This is a genomic window from Nocardia sp. NPDC055002, assembly GCF_053608825.1.
Genome location: NZ_JBSGWE010000004.1, coordinates 87,741 through 105,583, shown reverse-complemented (window position 1 = coordinate 105,583; position 17,843 = coordinate 87,741). Strand labels below are relative to the sequence as shown.

Annotated in this window: 18 protein-coding genes; 8 read left to right on the top strand and 10 right to left on the bottom strand. The window is 68.6% G+C overall.

Translation table 11 applies throughout. The features are described from left to right. Window positions 1–13: 13 nt before the first annotated feature. Window positions 14–1,636 (top strand): serine/threonine-protein kinase, encoded by a 1,623-nt coding sequence (locus ACWF99_RS17270; RefSeq protein WP_452536736.1) that lies wholly within the window; start codon window positions 14–16, stop codon window positions 1,634–1,636. A gap of 27 nt (window positions 1,637–1,663) precedes the next feature. On the opposite strand, the gene ACWF99_RS17265 is transcribed toward ACWF99_RS17270, so the two are convergent. Further along, on the bottom strand, window positions 1,664–2,374 hold the full coding sequence (locus ACWF99_RS17265) for a hypothetical protein (protein WP_452536734.1): 711 nt from the start codon (window positions 2,372–2,374) through the stop codon (window positions 1,664–1,666). A gap of 93 nt (window positions 2,375–2,467) precedes the next feature. After that, window positions 2,468–3,319, bottom strand: coding sequence for an oxygenase MpaB family protein (locus tag ACWF99_RS17260; RefSeq protein WP_452536732.1), 852 nt, complete (start codon window positions 3,317–3,319; stop codon window positions 2,468–2,470). Window positions 3,320–3,444: 125 nt separating this feature from the next. On the opposite strand from ACWF99_RS17260, the gene ACWF99_RS17255 reads away from it, so the two are divergent. Next, window positions 3,445–4,872, top strand: a complete 1,428-nt coding sequence (locus ACWF99_RS17255) for an acyl-CoA synthetase (protein WP_452536730.1) — start codon at window positions 3,445–3,447, stop codon at window positions 4,870–4,872. A gap of 19 nt (window positions 4,873–4,891) precedes the next feature. On the opposite strand, the gene ACWF99_RS17250 is transcribed toward ACWF99_RS17255, so the two are convergent. The 5 genes from ACWF99_RS17250 to dapD all read right to left on the bottom strand — a co-directional run bounded on the left by ACWF99_RS17250 (window position 4,892) and on the right by dapD (window position 9,546). Beyond that, on the bottom strand, window positions 4,892–5,563 hold the full coding sequence (locus tag ACWF99_RS17250) for a molybdopterin-dependent oxidoreductase (protein WP_452536728.1): 672 nt from the start codon (window positions 5,561–5,563) through the stop codon (window positions 4,892–4,894). Window positions 5,564–5,713: 150 nt separating this feature from the next. Continuing rightward, window positions 5,714–6,613 (bottom strand): RNA polymerase sigma factor SigJ, encoded by a 900-nt coding sequence (gene sigJ / locus ACWF99_RS17245; protein ID WP_452536726.1) that lies wholly within the window; start codon window positions 6,611–6,613, stop codon window positions 5,714–5,716. Beyond that, window positions 6,589–7,668 carry an NAD(P)/FAD-dependent oxidoreductase gene (locus ACWF99_RS17240; RefSeq protein ID WP_452536724.1) on the bottom strand — a complete coding sequence of 360 codons (1,080 nt, stop codon included), beginning with the start codon at window positions 7,666–7,668 and terminating at the stop codon, window positions 6,589–6,591. Before ACWF99_RS17240 ends, sigJ begins: the two co-directional genes overlap by 25 nt. 139 nt (window positions 7,669–7,807) lie before the next feature. Continuing rightward, a complete protein-coding gene (locus tag ACWF99_RS17235; protein WP_378638229.1) occupies window positions 7,808–8,287 on the bottom strand; it encodes a hypothetical protein in 480 nt (159 codons plus the stop codon). A gap of 308 nt (window positions 8,288–8,595) precedes the next feature. Further along, a complete protein-coding gene (dapD, locus tag ACWF99_RS17230; protein ID WP_452536722.1) occupies window positions 8,596–9,546 on the bottom strand; it encodes a 2,3,4,5-tetrahydropyridine-2,6-dicarboxylate N-succinyltransferase in 951 nt (316 codons plus the stop codon). Window positions 9,547–9,665: 119 nt separating this feature from the next. Between dapD and dapE the strand changes: the two genes are divergently transcribed. Continuing rightward, complete coding sequence (gene dapE / locus ACWF99_RS17225) at window positions 9,666–10,760, top strand: succinyl-diaminopimelate desuccinylase (RefSeq protein ID WP_378638233.1); 1,095 nt, start codon at window positions 9,666–9,668, stop codon at window positions 10,758–10,760. A gap of 4 nt (window positions 10,761–10,764) precedes the next feature. On the opposite strand, the gene ACWF99_RS17220 is transcribed toward dapE, so the two are convergent. Beyond that, entirely contained in the window at window positions 10,765–11,577 is an 813-nt protein-coding gene (locus ACWF99_RS17220; protein WP_452536720.1) for a hypothetical protein, read from the bottom strand. A 101-nt stretch (window positions 11,578–11,678) separates the two neighbouring features. Here ACWF99_RS17220 and ACWF99_RS17215 point away from each other — a divergent pair, with 101 nt between their 5' ends. Genes ACWF99_RS17215 through ACWF99_RS17195 form a run of 5 tightly spaced genes read left to right on the top strand, consistent with a single transcriptional unit; the run spans window position 11,679 to window position 16,733 of the window. Next, entirely contained in the window at window positions 11,679–12,479 is an 801-nt protein-coding gene (locus ACWF99_RS17215) for an LOG family protein (RefSeq protein ID WP_378638238.1), read from the top strand. After that, window positions 12,473–13,021, top strand: coding sequence for an LOG family protein (locus tag ACWF99_RS17210; RefSeq protein WP_378638240.1), 549 nt, complete (start codon window positions 12,473–12,475; stop codon window positions 13,019–13,021). The genes ACWF99_RS17215 and ACWF99_RS17210 overlap by 7 nt, the downstream gene beginning before the upstream one ends. Before the next feature lie 11 nt (window positions 13,022–13,032). Then, on the top strand, window positions 13,033–14,799 hold the full coding sequence (locus tag ACWF99_RS17205) for a long-chain-acyl-CoA synthetase (protein ID WP_452536717.1): 1,767 nt from the start codon (window positions 13,033–13,035) through the stop codon (window positions 14,797–14,799). Window positions 14,800–14,820: 21 nt separating this feature from the next. After that, a complete protein-coding gene (gene folP / locus ACWF99_RS17200; RefSeq protein ID WP_378638245.1) occupies window positions 14,821–15,798 on the top strand; it encodes a dihydropteroate synthase in 978 nt (325 codons plus the stop codon). Further along, a complete protein-coding gene (locus ACWF99_RS17195; protein WP_452536715.1) occupies window positions 15,795–16,733 on the top strand; it encodes a glucosyl-3-phosphoglycerate synthase in 939 nt (312 codons plus the stop codon). The genes folP and ACWF99_RS17195 overlap by 4 nt, the downstream gene beginning before the upstream one ends. A gap of 56 nt (window positions 16,734–16,789) precedes the next feature. Here the strand turns inward: ACWF99_RS17195 and ACWF99_RS17190 are convergent, their stop codons facing one another. Together ACWF99_RS17190 and ACWF99_RS17185 are read right to left on the bottom strand one after the other, a co-directional pair. Further along, the gene (locus ACWF99_RS17190; protein ID WP_452536713.1) at window positions 16,790–17,236 is read right to left on the bottom strand and encodes a DUF6640 family protein; all 447 of its coding nucleotides are present in this window, start codon (window positions 17,234–17,236) and stop codon (window positions 16,790–16,792) included. A 1-nt stretch (window position 17,237) separates the two neighbouring features. Beyond that, window positions 17,238–17,831 (bottom strand): TetR/AcrR family transcriptional regulator, encoded by a 594-nt coding sequence (locus ACWF99_RS17185; RefSeq protein ID WP_452536711.1) that lies wholly within the window; start codon window positions 17,829–17,831, stop codon window positions 17,238–17,240. Window positions 17,832–17,843 lie beyond the last annotated feature (12 nt).

Here is a 17,843-nt window from a genome sequence, read left to right as displayed (position 1 = left end):
CGGAATGCACGGGGTGGAGTTCAGTGCGGGCACGGTCTTCGCGGGGTACCGGATCGACCGGCTGCTCGGCCGGGGCGGCATGGGCACCGTGTACCTCGCGGCGCATCCGCGCCTGCCTCGGCAGGTGGCGCTGAAACTGCTCAATCGCGAACTGTATTCCGACGACGAGGTCCGTGGGCGGTTCGAGCGTGAGGCGGACGTGTCCGCCCATCTCGATCATCCCGGCATCGTCTCGGTGCTCGACCGCGGCGTCGAAGACGGCCTGATGTGGATCTCCATGCAGTACGTCGACGGCCGCGACGCCTCGGTGTTCCGCGGCGAGCCGCTGGATCCGGCGCGGGCGGTCGGGATCATCGCGCAGACCGCCGAAGCGCTGGATTACGCCCATGATCGCGGCGTGCTGCACCGAGATGTGAAGCCCGCCAACATCTTGCTGGCCCCCAGCCGCTCCGGCGACCGCGTTCTGCTCACCGATTTCGGTATCGCCCGGCTGCGCGGCGACGCCCGCCAGCTCACCCGCACCGGAGCCTTTCTCGCCACCCTCGCCTACGCGTCGCCCGAACAACTCTCGGGCGCTCCGGTCGACCACCGCTGCGACCAGTACTCGCTCGGCTGCACTCTGTTCACCCTGCTCACCGGCCAAAGCCCCTTTCCCGCGGACAATCCCGGTGCGGTGGTCGCCGCCCACCTCACCAAACCGGTACCGCGCGCGTCCGAGATGATCGACGATCTGTCGCCCGGAATCGACGCGGTCATCGCGCGGGTCATGGCGAAGGAACCTGCCGAAAGATTCGACAGCTGTGTGGAATTCGCGCAGGCGGCGACGGCGGCGCTGGCCCGCACCGATCTCGTGTCGCCGGGCGTCGGCGGTTTCGGGCCAGCGCGTGTTCGGGAAGTCGGCAGTGCGGCAAGCGATTCCGGTACAGCGTCGCGTCCTTCCGGTCGGGAAGTGTGGTCGGCGGATCCTGCGGCGAATTCGCTGAACCCGACGCTGGTGAGCTCACCCTCCGTGCCGCGGCAGGCCGTGCATCGCGGTGGGGTGCCGGTCGGCCGTGCGGGGACGCGGCCACCGCGGGCGGTTTCCTCGCGGTGGCGGGTACTCGCGGTGAGTCTGCTCGTGCTGGCGATGGTCGCCGGGGCCGGTGTGATCGGCGTCGGTGCGGTCTACTGGAAGTTCGTGCGCCCGAATCGAGTTCCGCCGCCGCCCACCTGGGGTGCGCACGCGTCGGTGGCCTCGGGATTCACCGACTTGATTCCGTCGGGGCCCGCCGGGCGCGGCTGGCGGGAGGCGAACTGTTCGGCGACCCCGTCGCTGGTCGTGCTGCCGGGCGACCCGGCGCCGCTCCAGCAGATCACCTGCACCGACGCCGACGGTCTCATCGCGTGGTACACCGAGTACCCCTCCGCCGCCGACGCCGATGCCTACCTTCTGCGGCACGCCACCGAGGACATCTCGCGAGAGCTGCACCACACCAGTCTCGCCGCCTACCGCCCTCGCGACCCCGCCGCGCCGTTCACGCTCGCGGCCAGGGAACGCGGCAATGTGTTCAGTGCGAACTCGGTGGTCGAGGTGTCGTGGCCGGGCCATACCTTCGAGGAAGCCCGCGACAACTGGTGGCAGCAAGCGCCCTTCTGACCCGGGCGGGCCGCACACGGACCTCTGTCAGTACGCCCCAGCCAGGCGCAGGATCAACGCGGGCAGGGCGTCGAGCACATCGGCGGACTGGTCGGCCGGGGTGCCGTAGGTGTGCGCGGCGACCGAGAAGCTGGGCCCGAAGGATGCGGAAGCCACCTCGGGGGCGCCCACATCCGACCATCCCCACTTGCTGCCCTGGACGCCGGGCAGCTGGGCGGTGCCCCAGTTCTGGGGAGTGCCGTCGGCGGCGGTGTTGCTCGCACCCGCCATCCACTCGAAGATCGGCGAACCGGCGTCGGTGCGCTGCTTGGCGGCCAGGAACTCGGTGATGTCGGCGGTGCTGGTGCTCGACCGGCCCCAGTCGGAGCTGCCGTGCGTCGCGCGCAATCCGTACTCGCCGGCGGTCGCTTCGATCGCCTGCGGATACTTGTCGGCGAGTTGGGTGGCGGCGCCGTCGTCGGAGTCACGGATCATCCGTTCCGACAGCGCGCGGTCCTGCGGCGAACCGTCGCCGTGGCGCAGCGCGTAATCGGCGATGTAGAGCTTCGACATCGACAACGCCGCCCGCGATTCGTGCTCGTTGGCGGTGCCCCAGGCGAATCCGCCTGGCATCCGCAGCGACATGGCGGTTCGCGGCGGCACCGTCGCCGGGTCCTCGTCGGCGTGGGCGGCGGGCGCAGCCGCCATGAGGCCGACGGCGACCGCCGCCGCACACCATGTCACTGTCCGAATGCTCACGAACGTCCTCCGATTCCGCGCGCCGGCGATGCGATCGTGGGGAATGAAACCCGAACGCCGCAGGTCGGCGTGGGAGGCGCGCGGCAATGCCGATCAGATCAGCGGCTTGCCGCGCCGGTTGCGGCGCCGCATGTCGACGAGGGTGACGTTGAAGGGGAAGTTGCGCAGGGGACGTGGCAGGCGGCCCGTCACCGTGCCGGTGGTGCGCATCATGCGGTTGAGCTTGCGCTCGTCGGCGGGGCTCCACGACAGGCCGAGTTCGTCTCGGAGGTGTTGGGGGAGTAGGCCGGTGGTGAACCAGCGGTGGAAGCGGGCGAAGAGCGGGCGCAGCAGCGGGTGGAGCATCTTCAGGTCGAGCAGGTCGTCGAAGTAGGCCTTGATCGTGGCATCGACGCTGGTGAGCTTCAGATGCTCGGACCAGTAGGCATCGAAGGCGGCGCGGTCGGCGGGCCACATCTCGCGGGGCACCTGCAGGGTGGTGCCGAGGTAGTGGGCGTAGTCGTAGAAGGTGTCGGCGACGGCGTCGTCGACGGGGCCGTAGAGGCGATGCATCACGTCGACCGAGCCCCAGTACAGGCACGCGGCCACCCACAGCTGCAGGTTCCTGTCGAAGGCGTTGTACTTCACGGGGCTGTCGGCGGTGGAGTGGACGTGGCGGTGCGCGCCGTTGACGGCGGTGCGGAAGGCCTCGCGGTCCGCATCGGTGCCCATCAGCGCCACCGACAGGTAGGTGAGCGTGGTTCGGGTGCGCTTCACCGGGTGCTTCATGATGCTGCCGCTGTGCACCGTCGATTCGGCGACGCCGTAGCCGACGGGGGCCAGGCTGAGCTGCATGATCACATTGGCGGTCGCGCCGTAGAAGGCCGCGGAACCGTCGACGTAGTCGCGGATGTCGAAGGGTGCCGGTTCGGACCGCTGCGAACGCGAGCGCGACAGGATGGTCATCGTTGACCCCGTTTTCGTCGAAGAGAGCGTGAGAGACTTACACGTTTAATGTCTCACCGCGGTGTCGGAGTGTCAACGACGGCGGCGGCGGAACCCGCCGAATCGCGTCGCGTTAGCGTTGACGAATGCCCTATGGTCCGCCGCTGCTGCTCGCCTCGCTGAATCCGGCCGCCGTCGCCGCCGGGGATGACATTCCCGACGCCGTCACCATCGATGATGCCACCGTCTCGCGCAGCGATCTGCTGGGTTCGGCAACCTCGGTGGCGGAACGCATCGCGCGCGCCGACCGGGTCGCGGTGCTGGCCGAACCCACCTTGCGCACCGTGATCGCCGTGGTCGGCTGCCTGATCGCGGGGGTGACCGTGGTTCCGGTGCCGCCGGACTCGGGCGCCGCCGAACGCGAGCACATCCTGCGCGATTCGGGCGCGCAGGCCTGGCTCGGCCCGGCGCCGGAGGGCACGGACCTGCCGGTGGTACCGGTGCGGCTGCACGCGCGGTCGTGGCACACCTATCCCGAACCCGATCCGGCCGCGATCGCCTTCATCCTCTACACCTCGGGAACCACCGGGGCGCCCAAGGGCGTGATGCTCAGCCGCGGCGCCATCGCCGCCGGGCTCGACGCGCTGGCCGAGGCGTGGGCGTGGACGTGGAAAGACACACTGGTGCACGGGCTTCCGCTGTTCCACGTGCACGGGCTGATCCTCGGTCTGCTCGGGCCGCTGCGGATCGGCAGCCCGGTGATCCACACCGGCAAGCCGACGCCGGAGGCCTACGCGGCGGCGGGCGGCAGTCTGTATTTCGGGGTACCGACGGTGTGGTCACGCGTGGTCGAGAAGCCCGAACTGGCCAAGGAGCTGAGTAAGGCGCGGCTGCTCGTCTCGGGTAGCGCGCCGCTGCCGGTGCCGGTGTTCGAGAAGCTGGCCGAGCTCACCGGGCAGGCGCCGGTGGAGCGGTACGGGATGAGCGAAACCATGATCACGCTGTCCACCCGGGCCGACGGCGAGCGTAGGCCCGGCTGGGTCGGCACGCCGGTGCGCGGGGTGGAGACCAGGCTGCGCGACGAAGCGGGCGAGCCCGTTCCGCACGACGGCGCGAGCATCGGCGGCCTGCAGGTGCGCGGGCCGATGCTGTTCGGCGGGTATCTGAACCGGCCGGAGGCCACCGCGCGGGACTGGACCGAGGACGGGTGGTTCCGCACCGGCGATGTGGCCGTCATCGATGCCGGCGGGTTCCATCGCATCGTCGGACGCGAGTCGATCGACCTCATCAAGTCCGGCGGTTACCGCATCGGCGCGGGGGAGATCGAGACCGCGCTGCTGGGGCATCCGGCGGTCGGCGAGGTCGCCGTGGTCGGGCTGCCCGACGACGATCTCGGACAGCGGATCGTGGCCTTCGTCGTCGCGCGCGACGGGAGTTCCGACGCGCTCGGTGTCGAGCTCACCGCCTATGTGGGCGAACAGCTTTCGGCCCACAAGCGCCCGCGGGAGGTTCGCTTCGTCGAGGCGCTCCCGCGCAACGCGATGGGCAAGGTGCAGAAGAAGCTGCTCGACTGAGGTTGTCCGGCACCGGGATTCACGTAGTTCGTTCGGTACTGCCGCGCGCGCTCATCCGGCGGATCGGCCCGATCAGCGCGTGGTAGATCGGCCGGACCACCCGGCCGGGCAGGTAGCGATGGCGCTCTTCCTCCCACACACGCGCCCTGCGGTGCCCCGCGAGCGGTGACCACTTGTCCGGGTCGACGGGCTGCGCGGCGTGGAATTCGATGCGGCACAGGTGTTTCGTGTTGACGAACCCGTACTGGCCGGGACTCACCAGCCGGATCGGCGCGCCGTGGTCGCTGGTGAGTGGCTGTCCGTCGAGTCGGTCGGCGATGAGCACATCCTCGGCCATGGCGTCGGCGAGTAGCGCGACCGATCGATATCCGTCGAGCCCTTCGAAGACGACATGGCTGATCGAGCTACCCGGCGCGAGCAGCGGTTCGACGCGCGTGCGATAGAGCGTGGCGAACGGGACGCCCTCCCACCGCAGGTCGGTGGCGGACCAGCCGGCCACACAGTGGAAGTCGGCCTTCACCTCCACGCGCGGTAGCTCGGCGAGGTCCGCCATGGTGAGCGTGAGCGGTTCCGTCAGCGCCCCGCCGAGCTCGATCACCGGATTCGCGGGAATCGGCGGCGGTGGGTGATGGAGGTGTGTGCCGAAACGGGGGAAGCCGTCGATCGCGCGTTGACCAGGGGGAAGTGTCATGCCGAACCTCCAGTTATACGGTTCCGTATATTCGCCAGCTTAGCGCGCGGACCGTGCTAGGTCGAGGGGCCGGCCGGGGTCGAGTCCTACATCGGTGATCAGCCCGACGCGCTCATCCGGATCCACCCCGACCGGTCATCGCCTTCGGCCTCATTCCGGAACCCGCACAGCACTGAGCTTTTCGGGGTTGCGCATGGAGTAGATCGCGGTGACGCGACCGTTGGTGACCTCGATGGACGTCACCTGGTCGAGCACGCCGTCGATGGTCGCCAGGATCGTGGGCATCGCGTTGTAGATGCCGAGGTGCGCGCCCAGGACGCCGAGTCGCTGCCCCTTGGCGAGCAAGCCGATCACCAGCCTGGCCACCTTGTCCTGGCCGTGTACCGGCCTGCGCACCGTGTTCACCACACCACCGCCGTCGCCGAGGAACACCACCTCGGGGGCGAGCACGTCCATCAGTGCTTGCACATTGCCGGTGGCGGCCGCGATCGAGAACTTCTCGACCACCGACTGGGCCTGTGCGGGAGTGGCGACGGCGGTGTGGCGCGCGGCGTGCACCCGGTTGCGGGCGCGCTGATTCAGCTGCCGCACAGCGGCTTCGGATTTGTCCACCGCCGCCGCGATCTCCGGATAATCGAACGCGAACACCTCGCGCAGCACGAACACCGCCCGCTGCACCGGCGTCAGCGTTTCCAGCACGAGCAGCATCGCGGTGGTCACCGCCTCGCCGGTGAGCACATGCTCGACCCCGCCGTCGGCCTCGGTCGCCAGTGGTTCCGGCAGCCACGGTCCGATGTAGTCCTCGCGCCTGCGCGCGGTGGACCGCAGCACCCCGAGTGCCTGCCGCGTGACAATCTGCGCGAGATAGGCGCGCGGGTTCTCGATCAGCGCGAGGTCGACCTCGCGCCAGCGCAGGTAGCTGTCGTGCAGGACGTCCTCGGTGTCGACGACCGAGCCGAGAATCTCGTAGGCGATCGAGAACAGCAGCCGCCGGTTCTCGGTGAAGGTGTCGAGGTGTGCCTGGATCACCGTTTCGGGCCGCTGATCCACACGCTGTTGCCGGTGCGGGAGGCGTAGGCGGCGTAGCGGCTGATCCGTTCCTTGGTGAACGCCGCGACGGGTCCGCCGAGGAACAGCCGCCGGGCGACGTCGTTGCGGTCGGTCGCCTGTACCAGGCCGCCGTGCCTGCCCAGGCTCATCCCCTGGCCGCTGTAGCCCAGCGAAAACGGCCGCGGCTCCCGTCCTTTGCTCATCCTGGCCAGCGTATCGGCCGCATGCGCGCCCTGAGGAGCGGCAGTGGCGCAGGCCATGCGCATGCCGGGGACGGCCGCACAGTCGCCGACGACGAAGACACGAGAATCGGTGACGCTGCGCAGGTTGGCGTCGACCAGGGCGCGACCGTCGATGTCCACGGCGAGTCCGCTGCGCGCGGCCAGGTCGGGTACCGCGGAGATGATGGCCCAGAGGGTGAGATCGGAATCGAGTTCGGTGCCCGAGCCCGTTCGCAGTGTCGTCGCGTCGATCCCGGCGACCCGATCGGCCACGATCTCCACGTTCAATCGGGCCAGCGTCTTACGAATATGGCGTTGCGCACCGGCCGAGAGCGCGCCGGCGACCGTCTCGCTCACCAGTCGTACGCGCAGGTCGGGACGGGCTTCGGCGACCTCGGTCGTGGTCTCGATCCCGGTCAGCCCGCCACCGATCACCGTGACGATCCCGTCGGCGGGCAGCGCCGCGAGCGCGATGCGCGCCTGTTCGGCGCCCTCCCACGTATCGACCGCGATCGCGCCGGGCAGCGGATTCGCGATGCTGCCCGCCGCGAGGATCGCGTGGTCGAAGTTCAGGCTCCGACCGTCGTCGAGGGAGACCGTGCCGTCGCCGATCTTGTCGACACTCGCGGTCTCGATCGTGATCGAGTCCCTGAGCATCTCGGTGAGCGGTCGAGCCGCGGCACCGCTGCCCGCGATCTGCTCGTGCAAGCGCACCCGTTCGATGAAGTCGCCCCGTGGATTGACCACAGTGATCCGGGCGTCGGGAACTTTCTTGTTCAGCCTGTTCGCCGCGACAGTCCCTGCGTAGCCCGCTCCGATAACCACGATGTTCATCTGTGCCTCCTGCCATGGGAACTGATGTGTTCGACCATGGGATGCGCGCGGGCGCCTGTTTGTGACAGTGATCCCCCTCACAACGGAAAGGCCCCGTACTCCGCAGAAGTACGAGGCCTTTCCTTATCGCGAGGTCAGATCAGGGCTGACCGGTCGCGAACGCGATCACGGCATCCAGGAATTCCTGTCCACCCATCACGTAGCCGCCGATGACCATGCCCGCCGGGATGGTGAACAGCCACAGGAACGGGAAGAACGCGCCGATGACGCCGCCGATGACGACGCCGGGCAGGTTCTTGTTGACCTGCTCCATGAGCCGGTCGTAGGAGCTGATGTCCTTCAATTCCGCGATGTTGCTCAGCTTCGCGGAATCCTCGGGCGCCATGGTCGAGGTCAGCTTGACGGTGCGCCCGTCCTCGCTGATCTGCTGGTTCACGGCGATCGGCAGGCCCGCGACCTCGGAGCGCAGCGGCGCCTGGTCGACGATCGCGCCGTCGGTGGCCTTCAGCAGCACCGAGGCGCCGTCGGCGGCGAGCTCGAACTTGCCGCTGTCGACCGCCCAGGTGACGGTCTTGTCGGCGGGCGAGACCGTGGTCTGGTAGTTGATTCCGTGCGTCACGCCAGAAGTCACGCCCCCCGAAGCCACTACAGCGGGCTGTTCGGTGGCCACCGCGGGCGCACCGTGAGCAGTGGCCGCGGTAATCCCCACCGCAGCGACTGCCATGAAAACAGCAGTAGTGATCTTTCCGAACTTCATTCTTCAATCCCTCCGCTTTTTCGCTGTCCTGATCGGACCAGCGAAACGAAGGTTAGCGTGCGAAATTGCTTGTCGCACATTCGGGTTCATCGTCATGAAACCGCAATATTTGCTGAATTGTTTCTGGTGCCGGGAATTGCCGGGCCGCGCGGCCCGGCAATTCGAGGAGATCAATCGTTGGCGTGCAATGCGGCGTTCAGTTCGACGCCGGTGCCCTTACGCGGCACGACCTCGACGGCGCCGGTGGTGGAATTGCGACGGAACAGCAGATTGTCCTGACCCGACAGGCTCGCGGCCTTGACGACGGTGCCGTCGGTTCCGGTGACCTTGGTGCCGGCGGTGACGTAGAGGCCCGCCTCGATCACGCAATCGTTGCCGAGGGAGATGCCGACGCCCGCGTTGGCGCCGAGCAGCGAACGCTCGCCGACCGAGATGACCTGGGTGCCGCCGCCGGACAGGGTGCCCATGATGGAGGCGCCGCCACCCACATCGGAGCCGTCGCCGACCACGACGCCCGCCGAGATACGGCCCTCGACCATCGAGTTGCCGAGGGTGCCCGCGTTGAAGTTGACGAAGCCCTCGTGCATGACGGTGGTACCCGCGGCGAGGTGCGCGCCGAGCCGAACCCGGTCGGCGTCGCCGATGCGTACACCGGAGGGGACCACATAGTCGACCAGGCGGGGGAACTTGTCGACGCTGAGCACCGTCACCGGGCCGCGAGCGCGCAGCTTCAGGCGGGTCTGCTCGAAGCCGTCGACCGCGCACGGGCCGTGGTTGGTCCACACGACATTGCTGAGCAGGCCGAACTGGCCGTCGAGGTTCAGGCCGTGCGGTCGCACGAGGCGGTGCGAGAGCAGGTGCAGGCGCAGGTAGACGTCGTGCGCGTCGACCGGGGCGGCCGACAGGTCCGCGATCGTGGTGCGCACCGCGATCACCTCGACCCCACGTGCCGCGTCCACGCCGAGGAGTTCGGCGAACTCGGGCACGTCGGCGGCGTCGAGGCGCTGGGAGCCGGTCTCGGTGAATTCGCCCAGCGCGGGGCTGGGGTACCAGGTATCGAGGACGGTCCCGTCCGAGGTCACATTGGCGATACCGACTGCAGTTGCTCCCTGAATACTCACGGACGCCATTTTGCCCGTTGCGGCCGTTGCGGTGTGCCGCGGGCCCTGTGCGTTCGACCACGCGGTCTGCTTCGCCCGGATCTCCGGGATCGGAGCGCACCCGTACTACTGTCGAAGATGTGACTCTCGATTTGCGTGCCGACCCCATCAAGTTGACCGCCGCCCTCGTCGACGTGCCGAGTGTGTCGCGTGACGAGGCCAAGATCGCGGATCTGGTCGAGCAGGCGTTACGGGAGCAGACCACCGGGTTCGAGATTCTGCGGCACGGAAACGTGGTGCTGGCGCGCACGCGGCGCGGGCTGCCGACGCGGGTGATCCTGGCGGGCCATCTGGATACCGTGCCGATCGCGGACAATGTGCCGAGCCGACCGGACGAAGTCGACGGCGAAGCGGTGCTGTTCGGTTGTGGCACAGTCGATATGAAGTCCGGCGATGCGGTATTCCTGCACCTGGCCGCCACGATCGCCGATCCAGCCCATGATCTGACGCTGATCTTCTACGACGGCGAGGAGATCGCCGCGGAGTTCAACGGCCTCGGGCACATCGAGCGGGAATTGCCGGAATGGCTCGAAGGCGATGTGGCGATTCTCGGTGAGCCTTCGGCGGGTTGGATCGAGGCAGGCTGCCAGGGCACGTTGCGGGTGCGCTTGACCACCGCGGGTGTGCGCGCGCATTCGGCGCGAGCGTGGCTGGGGGAGAATGCGATTCATGGTCTGGCTCCCGTGCTGGCGCGGTTGTCGGCCTACGAGGCGCGCGAAGTCGATATCGATGGCTGCGTGTACCGCGAGGGGCTGTCGGCCGTGCGGGTCTCGGGTGGGGTCGCGGGCAATGTGGTGCCCGATGTCGCCGAGGTGGATGTGAACTTCCGTTTCGCCCCCGATCGCAGCGTCGAGCAGGCCGTCGCGCACGTCCGCGAGGTCTTCGACGGACTCGATGTCGCCTTCGAGGTCACCGATTCCTCGCCCGGCGCCCTCCCCGGCCTGACCTCCCCGGCCGCTCGCACCCTCATCGACTCCGTCAACGCCCACGGCGGTGGGGGCGTACGCGCCAAGTACGGCTGGACCGACGTCTCCCGTTTCGCCGCCCGCGGCATTCCCGCCGTCAACTTCGGCCCCGGTGATCCCAACCTGGCCCACAAGCGCGACGAGCACGTCCCGCTCAGTCAGATCACCGCCGTCACCGCGATGCTGCGGACCTACCTGTCGAAGCCCTAGCCGCTCACCAACCGCCGGCGAACAGGGCCGCCAGGCCGGGGACCGGGTCGGACGCGTTGGTGGTGTTCGCGACGGCGACGACGACCATGATCAGCGCGAGGACTGCCGAGACGGTGCCGAACACGGCGAGGACGCGGCGGGAACGCCGGTCGGCGGACCAGACGGCGGCACGCCACAGGACGGCACACGCCCCGACGAGGGAAACGGCGGTGACGGCGGCGAGCACGGCCATCGCGACGTGATAGCGAGCGAACTCGTCGATCATCACATCCAGCGGGGGTGTCCGGGTGCCGTCGGCCAGGCGCCGGCCGACCTGGGCCGCGACCGTGGTGGGATCGTCGCCCGTCAGCAGGGGCAACAGTGAGGCGAAGGGCGTCACCGCGCCCTGCACGTTCGCGAGCACCAGCACCAGCGAGCACAGCGCCAGCACCGCGGCGGCGCCACCCGACACCGCCAGCGTCACCCGCCGACCGCGTCCGGCCGCACCCGCCGCCAGGAACGCCCGCCAGAGCAGCACCGCCAGCGCGACGAGCACGGCCAGCAGCATCGCCGCGAGCACCGCTTTGGCGAGGTGATAGCGGAACCAGTAGTCGACCACCGTCGCCAGCTCGGCGGGCAAGTCCCGGGTCCCGGTCCGCCAGTACTCGGCGAAGGCCGTGCGGAACGCTCGCCGCAGATCGCTCTCGTCCCGGAAGCCGGCGCCCGAACCGTTCGCCAGCAGGCGCGGCGCGACGACGAACGCGGCGATCAACGCACCGGCCAGGGCGACCAGCACCGCGAGAACGCGATTGGAACGCGCCGGAACTGCAAGCGACACAGACAATCCTTCGGCTCGATCGAGTGCGCGGGGTGGCCGTGGCCCGGCCGATCCGCCAAGTACGCGCCCGTGCCCGGAATCCAACACAGTAGGTTGGGTTCATGTCTACCGATTCCGCTGATGAACAGGTTGGGAAGGCCAAGCCGAAGTTCCGTGGGCCGGTGATGTTCCGCCGGGAGCGCAAGCCCGGCGTGCGGACCGCCGACCGGAACCTGCTCGATACGCGGCAGGACAGCGAGTGGGTGCACACCGATCCGTGGCGGGTGCTGCGGATCCAGGCCGAGTTCGTCGAGGGTTTCGGTGCGCTCGCGGAGATTCCGCGCGCGGTGACGGTGTTCGGCTCGGCGCGCACGGGTCCCGATCATCCCGAGTACGTGGCGGGCAAGGCGATCGGCACCGCGCTCAGCCAAGCCGGTTTCGCGGTGATCACCGGTGGCGGGCCCGGCGCGATGGAAGCGGCCAACCGTGGCTGCTCGGAGGCGGGCGGATACTCGATCGGGCTCGGCATCGAGCTGCCGTTCGAGCAGGGGCTCAACAACTGGGTGGATCTGGGGATCAACTTCCGGTACTTCTTCGTCCGCAAGACGATGTTCGTGAAGTACTCCCAGGCCTTCGTCTGCCTGCCCGGTGGGTTCGGCACCCTCGACGAATTGTTCGAGGCGCTCACCCTGGTGCAGACCCGCAAGATCACCCGGTTCCCGATCATTCTGTTCGGGGTCGACTACTGGTCGGGCCTGGTCGACTGGTTGCGTAGCTCGCTGGCGGGCTCGGGCAAGATCTCGCCCGAGGATCTCGATCTGATCCAGCTCACCGACAGCGTCGACGAGGTCGTGCGGATCATCCAGGGCGAGACCGGCGACCACGCGAACATCGAACGTCTCGGCACCGAGGATCAATGGTGAGCTATTCCGTCTGTGTCTACTGCTCCGCCAGCACCACCGATCCCGACCTGATCAGCCTCGCCGCGCGAGTCGGCACCGAAATCGCCCGGCGCGGGTGGCAATTGGTCTCCGGCGGTGGTCACGTGTCGATGATGGGCGCGGTCGCGACCGCGGCGAGGGCCGGTGGTGCGCACACCATCGGCGTGATCCCGAAACACCTGGTGCACAAGGAAGTCGCCGATGTCGACGCCGACGAACTGCTCGTCACCGACACCATGCGCCAGCGCAAACAGCTGATGGAAGCGCGCGCCGACGCGTTTCTCACCCTGCCGGGCGGCATCGGGACACTCGAGGAGCTGTTCGAGACCTGGACCGGCGGCTACCTCGGCGAACACGCCAAACCTGTGGTCCTGCTGAACGCGAACGGCTTCTACGACGGACTGTTCCGCTGGATCGACGAACTGTCCGAACGCACAATTGTGCCCAGGCAGGCGCGTGAGCGCCTCGTCGTGGCCACCGACCTGCCCACCGCGTTCGCCGCGCTCGAACCGGCCGCCCAGTAGGAGAGATCGACGTGAGCACAGATGCCCGCGACACGGTAAGCGTGTTCGACCTGGCCAAAGCCCTGCCCGCGATGGCACTCGACGCCCCCGGCATGCTGCGCAACGCGCGCGGGATGCTGGTGGGGCCCAAGGACAAAGCCTCCATCGGCCTGTACTTCCAGCGGGTCGCGCACCGCAGACCCGATCGCGTGTTCCTGCGTTTCGAGGGCCGCTCCTACACCTACCGCGCCGCCAACGGTGAGGTGAACCGTTACGCCGCGGTGCTGTCCGCGCGCGGGGTTTCCCGTGGCGATGTGGTCGGTGTGCTGATGACCAACCGGCCCGAGACCTTGTTCACGGTGCTGGCCGTGCTCAAACTCGGTGCCACGGTCGGTCTGCTCAACTACAACCAGCGTGATCAGGTCCTCGCCCACAGCATCGGGCTGCTCGGCAGCGTGCTCAACGTCGTGGGCGAGGAGTGCGCCGAGGCGCTGGAATCGCTGCCCGAGCCCGCGGCGAACGTGCTCTCCGCCGAGGAACTGGCCGAATCCGCCCGCACCGCGGCCGATTCGGATCCTGTTGTGTGCGAGCGGGTGCGGGCGGGGGAGCGGGCGTTCCTGATCTTCACCTCCGGCACCACCGGCCTGCCCAAGGCCAGCGTGATGACCCACCAGCGCTGGACCAAGAGCATGTCCGGGCTCGGCGGGCTCGGCGTCCGGTTGCGCGCCGACGACGCCCTGTACTGCTGCCTGCCGCTCTATCACAACAACGCGCTCACGGTCGCGCTGTCGGCGGTGCTCGCGGGCGAATCGACCTATGTGCTCAGCCGCAAGTTCTCGGCGTCGGGGTTCTGGGACGAGATCGCGCGCGAACGGGCCACCGCGTTCATCTACATCGGTGAGCTGTGCCGGTACCTGATCAACCAGCCGGTGCGGCCCGCCGAGAAGGGCAACCGGGTCCGGCTGGCCGTCGGCAACGGGCTGCGGCCCGAACTCTGGGACGAGTTCCGTCGCCGGTTCGGGATCAGCCGGGTGGTCGAGTTCTACGGGTCCAGCGAGGCGCCGCTGGCGTTCGTCAACGCGTTCGGCGTCGACCGGACCGCCGGGCTGTGCCCGCTGCCGTACGCGGTGGTGGAGTACGACGACGAGACCGGCCGTGCCCGGCGCGGCCGGGACGGGAAGCTGCGCCGGGTGCGGTCCGGCGGGGTGGGGCTGTTGCTGGCGAAGGTGAACAATCGTCAGCCGTTCGACGGGTACACCGACAAGAAGGCATCGGAGTCCAAGCTGGTGCGCGACGGCTTCAAGAAGGGCGACTGCTGGTTCGACACCGGCGACCTCGTCCGCGATCAGCACTTCTGGCACATCGCGTTCGTCGACCGGCTCGGCGACACCTTCCGGTGGAAGGGCGAGAACGTGGCGACCACGGAGGTCGAGGGCGCGCTCGGGCACAACGAGAGCATCGAACAGGCCGTCGTCTACGGGGTCGACATCCCCGGCACCGACGGCAAAGCGGGCATGGCCGCGATCACCCTCGCCGCCGATGCCTCGTTCGACGGGAAGGCACTGGCCGCCACCGCCTACGGGCGCCTGCCGCTGTACGCGGTCCCGCTGTACGTGCGAGTGGTCGAGGAGCTGGAACAGACCTCGACGTTCAAGAGCCGGAAGGTGGAACTGCGCAAGCAGGGCTACGCACCCGATCCGGACAGTCAGCTGTACGTGCTGTCCGGCCCGACCGATGGCTACATCCCCGCTTACGACGAATACGCGGCTGACGTTGCCGTCGGCAAAGCCCCGAGGTAGCAAGGTAACGTCTGATTTCGCATGAACATCGGTAACTCGTCGGGTACGCCCGGACCCCGACCAGAGAACGAACCGCCTGCCCGGAGCACCAGCAGTCGCGGTCCCGAGTTGTCGCCAGAAGTCTCGGGGAGCCGGAACGGGCGCACTCTGTGCGGGCGCGAGGTGGCGACGGATCGCGCGTTGGTGATGGCGATCGTGAATCGCACGCCGGACTCCTTCTACGACCGCGGGGCCACGTTCAGTGACGAGGCCGCGATGGAACGGGTCTCGCGCGCGGTCGACGAGGGCGCCGATCTGGTCGATATCGGCGGGGTGAAGGCCGGGCCGGGCGTCACCGTCGACGCGGCCGAGGAAACGCAGCGGGTGGTGCCGTTCGTCGCGGCGATCCGGGCGAAGTACCCGGACCTGTTGATCAGTGTGGATACCTGGCGTGGTGACGTCGCGCGGGCGGCCGTCGCTGTGGGTGCCGACCTGATCAACGACACCTGGGCCGGCGCCGACCCCGATCTCGTGCACGTCGCCGCCGACACCGGCGCGGGCATCGTCTGCAGTCACACCGGTGGCGCCGTGCCGCGCACCCGGCCGCACCGTGTCCGGTACGCCGATGTGGTGGCCGAGGTGACCGCGACCGTGGTGGCCGCGGCCGAGAACGCCGCGGCCGCGGGGGTGCGAGCCGATGGCATCGTGATCGATCCCACCCATGATTTCGGGAAAAACACCTATCACGGGCTCGAGTTGTTGCGCGGAATCGACGGTCTTGTAAAAACCGGATGGCCAGTCCTGATGGCACTGAGCAACAAGGATTTTATCGGGGAGACTCTAGGAGTAGGTCTTACCGAAAGGGTCGAGGGCACACTGGCGGCAACCGCATGGTCGGCCGCCGCGGGCGCTCGGATCTTCCGGGTTCACGAAGTCGCCGAAACCCGGCGGGTCGTGGACATGATCGCCGCGATCCAGGGCATCCGGCCCCCCGCACGAACTCTGCGAGGTCTGGCATGAAAATCCAACACCGCGAGCCCGCCTGGGCCACTACCCACACATGGGACACCCCTGATTGGACGGTCGGCGAACTCGTCGCCGCCAAGGAGGGCCGCACCGTTTCGGTGGTGCTGCCCGCGCTGAACGAACAGGACACCGTCGCCGATGTCGTGGCCAGCATCCGGCCGCTGCTCGGCACGCTGGTCGACGAACTGATCGTGCTGGACTCCGGGTCCACCGACGCCACCGCAGAACGCGCACGCGCGGCGGGCGCCGAGGTGATCTCGCGCGAGGAGGCCGTTCCCGAACTCGACCCGGTCCCCGGCAAGGGGGAGGTGCTGTGGCGGTCGCTGGCGGCCACCACCGGCGACCTGATCGCCTTCGTCGACTCCGACCTGATCGATCCCGACCCAGCCTTCGTGCCCAAGCTCCTCGGCCCGCTGCTGATGATGCAGGGCACCCACCTGTCCAAGGCCTACTACCGCCGCCCGTTACGCCAGGGCGAGTCGGTGGACGCCAACGGCGGCGGCCGCGTCACCGAACTCGTCGCCCGACCCCTGCTGGCAGCCCTTCGCCCCGACCTGGCGCAGGTCCTCCAGCCGCTGGGCGGCGAATACGCGGGCACCCGGGAACTCCTCACCTCGGTGCCCTTCGCACCCGGCTACGGCGTCGAGATCGGTCTGCTCCTCGACACCTACGACGCGATGGGTCTCGACGCCATCACCCAGGTGAACCTCGGCGTCCGCACCCATCGCAACCGCCCCCTCGCCGACCTGGGCGTCATGAGCCGCCAGATCCTCGGCACCGCCCTGCGCCGCAGCGGCGTCCCCGACTCCGGCGCCCCCCTCACCCAGTTCCCGTTGATCGAGGGTGAATTCATCGCCCACACCACCACGGTCTCCCTCGAAGACCGCCCCCCGATGAAAACCCTTCGCCCCGAACAAGTCGCGGCGTAGTCGTTCACCTCGGGCGTCGCCTCGGTCGGTGGACCGGGTGCGGCGCCCGAGGTGTGTCAGTCCCGATGACGCGCGCTGAGTGTGACGGCGACGGCCAGCAGCGCCAGCAGGATCACCGCCAGCAACACCTGCGGGTGCAGGCCGATGATCGTGGTGGCGGCGAACTCCGGATCGTGAACGGCGGTGCCGGGAAACAGCATTGCCGCCAGCAGGCCGAGCCACGGCGTGGCCAGGATCGCGCAGGCCGTCCACAAGCGCGTCCGGGTGGCACCGTCGCGCCGGAGCAGCAGGGTCAACGCGAGCCCGCCGAGCAGGATCGACATGGCGATGTACTGGGCATCGTGGAATTTCGCGTGCGGCGGCCACGCGTCGTTGCGCAGGTGCTGTGCGGCTCCCGCCGGAATGATGAAATCCGCCAGCAGAGCACCGAATACGGTGATGACCGCGACGAGCACGACGAGAACACGCGGGGCGGAGAGGTTTCTGGAGACGACGGTCGTCATGTCACGAGCTTCCTTGCTGACGTGGGTGTTTCGAGGAGTGGGCGCGCAGGAAGTCGTCGAGGACATCGCGCACATAGTCGAGGTCGAAAGTCCGGTTGGCGACCAGGCGACGGAAGAACAGCGGACCGTGCAGCTGATCGAGCGCGAGGTCGACATCGAGTTCGGCAGGCAGGTCCCCGCGGGCGACGGCCTCGGTCAAGGTCGTGCGCGCCGCCCGGGTTCCCGACCGGTACAGCGCCTCCTTGACATCCGCGAATCTCGGGTCGACAGCGGCCCTTTCGATCATCACCCGCATGCCCTGCTCGGTGGCCGGTTCGTGCAGCATCGCGTGAGTGGCCGTCAGTTCGGTCAGCAGATCAACGCGCAGATCCCCGGTCGGCTCCGGCTGCGCGAGGGTGATGTGCCGGGTGAGGGTGTCGCGAACCAGATCGGTCGGCTCCGGCCAGAGCCGGTACAGGGTGGCCCGGCTGATCCCGCTGCGCGCCGCGACGGCGCCGTGCGTGAGCCCGGCCAATCCCTGCTCGATCAACAGTTCGCGAGCCGAGGCGAGCGCGGCATCACGACTGCGCACCGTTCGTGGATCGGGTGGTCGCACCGCACTCCTTCT